Origin of the sequence: Actinomadura logoneensis, assembly GCF_003428695.1 — a bacterium.
Lineage (GTDB): Bacteria > Actinomycetota > Actinomycetes > Streptosporangiales > Streptosporangiaceae > Spirillospora > Spirillospora logoneensis.
Genome location: NZ_QURH01000831.1, coordinates 1 through 5,014, shown reverse-complemented (window position 1 = coordinate 5,014; position 5,014 = coordinate 1). Strand labels below are relative to the sequence as shown.

Below are 5,014 nucleotides of genomic sequence, written 5' to 3'. Positions count from 1 at the left end.
GGGCCGCCGCTGGCGCGCGCCGCGATCGCGGTCGTCGCCGTCCCGCTGCGGGCGTCCCGCGGGACGGGCGAGCTCGCCGCCGCGAACCTGCGGACGTCCGCGCGCCGGCTCGCCTCGGTGGTCACGCCGCTCACCCTCATGATCGCGATGACCGGGACGCTGCTGTTCGCCCAGTCCACGCTGACCGGCGCGGCCGAGGCGCAGGTCAGGGCCGGGACGGCCGCCGACTACCGGGTCGGCCCGGCCGTGCCCGCCGCGACGGCGGACGCGCTGCGCCGGGTGCCGGGCGTGCGGGCGGTCACCCAGGTCGTCCACAGCCGCGTCCGCGCCGTGGACAGCCCCTACAGCGTGCAGGGCGTCACCCCGGGCGGCCTGCGGGAGACCATGGACCTGGACGTCCGGGACGGCTCGCTCGACCGCCTCGGCCCCGGCACGGTGGCCGTCCGCGACGGGATCGGCATGAAGGTCGGCGACAGCGTCGCGTTCGCGCTCGCGGACGGCACGCGCGTCACCGAGAAGGTCGTCGCCGTCTACGGGCGCGGCCTGGGCTTCGGCGACCTGACGCTGCCGTACGACCTGGTCGCCGCGCACTCCGACTCCCCGCTGGGGACGGTGCTGGTGTCCGCGCCCCGCGTCCCGGCCGACACGCTGCGCCGCGTCCTGCCGCCCGGCGTCTCGCTCGCCACGCGGGCCGAGGCGAACCGGGGGACGGACAACGCGTCCGCCGTTAACTACCTGGCGCTCGGCCTGGTCGTCGCGTTCGCCGGGATCGCGATGGTCAACACGCTCGCCATGGCCGTCGCCGGTCGCTCCCGCGAGCTGGCGCTGCTGCGGCTGGCGGGCGCGACCCGCCGCCAGGTGCTGCGGATGCTGCGCTGGGAGACCCTGGCCGTCGCGCTGATCGGCTCCGTCCTCGGGACGGTGATCACCTTCTGGACGCTGACCTCCTACAGCGCGGGCATGACCGGCGACGCGACGCCGCACGTCCCGCTGCCGGGCCTGCTCGCGATCCTCGCGGCGGCGACCCTGCTCGCGCTCGCCGCGACCGCGCTGCCCGCCCGCGCCGCGCTCCGCGCCGACCCGACCAGGACCCTCGCCGCCCGCGACTAGACCCGGCTCACCTCGACCGGACCCGGCTCACCTCGACCGGACTACACCTCGACCGGCTGGACCGGGACCGGCTGGACGGGGACCGCCAGCAGCCCCTCGCACGCCGCCAGCAGGCGGCGGCGCAGGGGCTCGGCGCGGCGGGCGAAGTCCCGCTGGAGGGCCGCGTACTCCGCGCGGCCCTCCGCCGTCTCGATCCGGACGGGCGGGTAGCCGAGGTCCGCCAGGTCGTAGGGGCTGGCCCGCATGTCCACGGCGCGGATGTCGCGGGCCAGCTCGAAGCAGTCCGCGACCAGCTCGGACGGGACGAGCGGCGACAGCTTGTACGCCCACTTGTAGAGGTCCATGTTGGCGTGCAGGCAGCCGGGCTGCTCCAGCTCGTGCTGGGTCTCGCGGGTCGGCTGGAGCACGTTCAGCGGACGCGCCGCCTCGGTGAAGAACCGGAAGGCGTCGAAGTGGCTGCACCGCACGCCGCGCGCCTCGACGATCGCGGCGATCTCGTCGGCGGGCAGCCGCATCGGCCAGGCCGCGTGCCGCACCTCGGCCGTCCGGTAGACCATGGCCCACTCGTGCAGGCCGAAGCAGCCGAACTGGGCCGGGCGGGACGCGGTCCGGGCGAGCAGGGCGGCCGTCCACTCGATCGAGGCGCGCCGCCGCTCCACCAGGCCGGCCGCGTCCACGGTCGCGCCGCGCTCGGTGTCCAGGTAGTCGCGGCCGTGGCCACGGGCGCCCACGAGCTCCACGAAGGCGCCCGGATGCCACTGCTGGAGCCGGTTCGGCCGGTGGCTGTAGTAGGTGAACAGGAAGTCCTCGACGGGGTGCTTCTCGCCGCGGCGGCGCCGCTCCAGGTGCGGCCCGATCCAGGCCTCGACGCGCCGGCGGTGCGCGTCGGCGCGCGCCCGCCACTCGCCGGTCCCGAGGATCTCCACCCGTTCATGCTAGGCGCCGATGAGTTCAGGGTCGTCCGGGAGTCGGTCCGGGGAGATCCGTCACCCAGGAGGATGATCATGGACTGGAAGCTGGAGACGATCGTGGTCCCGGTGGCCGACGTGGACCGCGCCAAGGCGTTCTACTCGGAGGGCTGCGGGTTCGCCGTGGACGTGGACTTCTCGAACGGCGGTGACTTCCGGATCGTCCAGCTCACGCCGCCCGGGTCCGCATGCTCGATCACGCTGATGCGCGAGGAGGCCCGGGCGGGCGCGGTCCAGGGGCTGCACATCGTCGTCCCGGACATCGACGCGGCCCGCGAGACCCTGGTCAAGGGCGGGGTGGACGTGAGCGAGCCCTACTTCCACGGCCCGGACGGCTCCCAGACGACGGGCCACCACCCGGAGCGCGTCGACTTCGGCACCTACCTGTCGTTCCAGGACCCGGACGGCAACGGCTGGCTCATCCAGGAGGTCCCGTCCCGCCGCCCTTGAACCCGTCCCCGCGCCGCCGGGGGCTTTCGGACGCGGTGACCGCAGGCCCCGGCGGCGCGTCCGCGCGCGTCACTCGCGGGCGGCGGCCAGGGTCACGGGCGCGGGACGGGTCGCGGCGCGGGTGGTGAGCACGCTGGTCAGGCTGGAGATCGCGAACGCCCCGGCGACCAGCGTCCCGACGAGCGTCCACGGGAAGGCGAGGATCTCCGTCCCGGACGGCCCGAACAGGAACCCGCCGAGCGCGGCCACCGCGACCAGCAGGCCGAGCCCGACGCCGATGGCCGTCACCCCGGACGCCTCCAGCAGCGCGGCCCGGACGACCTGGCGGCGCGACAGCCCGGTCAGCCGGGCGACGGCGAACTCGCGGCGGCGCTCCGTCCCGGCGATGATCATGGCGTTGATGATCGCGACGACGGCGTAGAGCGCGGACAGGCCCATCAGCACCGTCATCACCCGGTCGTTCTCCTCCATCTGCCGGGCGACGCGCGCGTCCGCCCACGCCGCGACCGTCCGGACCTCGCCGATCCGCAGCGCGCGCAGCCGGTCCGCGACCTGCTCCGGCGGCGTGCCCGGCTTTACCTTCACGGTCGTCTCGGCCTCGCCCTTGGCGAGCATGTCGGCCGGGAGCAGGGAGAACGGGACGAAGAACGCGTCGGCGTCGTTCTCCAGGGTGGCGGGCATCCTGGCGACGACCTTGAGCCTCACCTTGCGTCCGCCGATGTCGGCGACAGCGGTCGAGCCGCGCCGGATGCCGTCCTCGGCGGAGCCGGGCCCCGCGACGACGGCGTTGCCGCGCAGCGCGTCGAGCGTCCCGGAGACCGGCTTGGAGGTGTGGGTGCGCCGGTAGGCGGCGGGGTCGATCGCGATGATCCCCGAGCGCGTGGTCGGCCGGGAGGTCGAGCCGCCGCCCAGGTGGTGGGTGACGGTGATCGCGATGTCGGCGGCGACGCTCGTGGACGCCGCCTCGACGCCCGGCACCGAGGCGATCCGGGCCGCGTCCGCGCCGGTGGACGTCACCACGTACTCGCCGATGATCTTGCGCTGGACGTCCGCGCCGCCCGCCTTGGCCTGGGTGCCGAGCATCGCGGTGAGCCCGACGACGAGCGCCGTCAGCACGATCATCGGCGCGGCCGTCGCGGCGGCGCGGCGGCGGCCGTCCCGCAGGTTGGCCTGGGCGAGCTCGGCCAGCGGGCCGAACCGGGTGAACGGCCGCAGCAGGTGCCCGGCGAGCGGGACGACCAGGGGGCTCAGCGCGCTCAGGCCGATCGCGCCGCTGAACGACACGCCCAGCGCGATCAGCATCGCGCCGAGGAAGTCGGCCTGGCCCTCGGCGGCGACCAGGACGGCCGTCAGCGCGAGCATCGTGACGCCCCAGGCCCAGCGGCCGAGCGTCATGACCCGCGCGGCGCCGCCGATGTCGCGCAGCGCCTCCAGCGGGCGGACGCGGGCGGCCCGGACGGTCGCGGCGACCGAGCCGCTGAGCGCCATCCCGACGCCCGCGCACACCGATCCGATCAGCACGCCGTTGTCCCACTCGGGCGTGAAGGAGCCGGGCAGGATGTCCGTCCAGGTCAGCAGGGAGGACTGCGCCCACATCAGCGGGACGCCCAGCACGATCCCGCCCGCCGAGCCGAGCAGCCCGAGCAGCAGCGCCTCACCGAACAGCAGCGTCATCACCTGCGGGCGGCTGGCCCCGAGGGTGCGCAGCAGCGCCAGGTCGGCGCGGCGCTGCGCGACGGTGAACGCGAAGGTCGAGCCGACGATGAACACCGCGAGGAAGCACGCCAGCATCGCCGTCATGCCGAGCAGCGACCCGGCGCCCTCGTAGGCGTCCCGGATGCGCTGCCCCTCGCGCGGGGACGCGCCCGCCGGGATCCTCGGGTGCGCGGCCCCGACCACCACCATCATCGACGCCTGGACGAGCCCCACCCCGAACACCACGGTCAGCAGCGCGCCCGCGAACAGCGTCCAGCGCTCGCGGAAGGTGCTCCACGACATCCGCCACACCGGTCAGCCCTCCAGCGTCGCGAGCCGGTCGGCGACCTCGCGGGCGGACGCCCCGACGAGCCGGTCCACCAGGCGTCCGTCGCGCAGGAACACGACCGCGTCGGCCGCCGCCGCGGCGACCGGGTCGTGGGTGACCATGACGACGCACTGCGGCGCGCCCTCGCCGCCCGTGTCCTGGGCGCCCCCGTGCCCGGCACCCCCGTGCCCGGTGCCTCCGTGCCCGGTGCCTCCGTGCCCGGTGCCTCCGTGCCCGGTGCCTCCGTGCCCGGCTCCTCCGTCCCCGGCGACGAGGCGGCGCATCAGGTCCAGGACGGTGCGGGCGGAGCGGGAGTCGAGCGCGCCGGTCGGCTCGTCGGCGAACAGCACGGCCGGACGGGTCACCAGGGCGCGGGCGATCGCGACGCGCTGCTGCTGGCCGCCGGACAGCTCGCGCGGCCGGTGCCGGCCCCGGTCGCCGAGGCCGACCTCGGCGAGCGCCG

General features: G+C 75.7%; 5 protein-coding genes. 2 read left to right on the top strand and 3 right to left on the bottom strand.

All coding sequences use genetic code 11. The features are described 5' to 3' along the window. Positions 1-1,110 (top strand): ABC transporter permease (locus DZF91_RS28370; protein WP_147341428.1); only part of this gene is annotated, 1,110 nt, incomplete at its 5' end. Between the two features lie 41 nt (positions 1,111-1,151). On the opposite strand, the gene DZF91_RS28365 is transcribed toward DZF91_RS28370, so the two are convergent. Beyond that, complete coding sequence (locus tag DZF91_RS28365; protein ID WP_117360186.1) at positions 1,152-2,036, bottom strand: 3-methyladenine DNA glycosylase; 885 nt, start codon at positions 2,034-2,036, stop codon at positions 1,152-1,154. Positions 2,037-2,114: 78 nt separating this feature from the next. Here DZF91_RS28365 and DZF91_RS28360 point away from each other — a divergent pair, with 78 nt between their 5' ends. Next, positions 2,115-2,528: a VOC family protein gene (locus DZF91_RS28360; RefSeq protein WP_117360187.1), complete on the top strand. Its 414-nt coding sequence runs from the start codon at positions 2,115-2,117 to the stop codon at positions 2,526-2,528. Positions 2,529-2,597: 69 nt separating this feature from the next. Here the strand turns inward: DZF91_RS28360 and DZF91_RS28355 are convergent, their stop codons facing one another. Together DZF91_RS28355 and DZF91_RS28350 are read right to left on the bottom strand one after the other, a co-directional pair. Then, entirely contained in the window at positions 2,598-4,526 is a 1,929-nt protein-coding gene (locus DZF91_RS28355; protein WP_147341427.1) for an FtsX-like permease family protein, read from the bottom strand. Positions 4,527-4,538: 12 nt separating this feature from the next. Further along, positions 4,539-5,014, bottom strand: a 476-nt coding sequence (locus tag DZF91_RS28350) for an ATP-binding cassette domain-containing protein (protein ID WP_117360184.1), incomplete at its 5' end; no start/stop codon positions are given.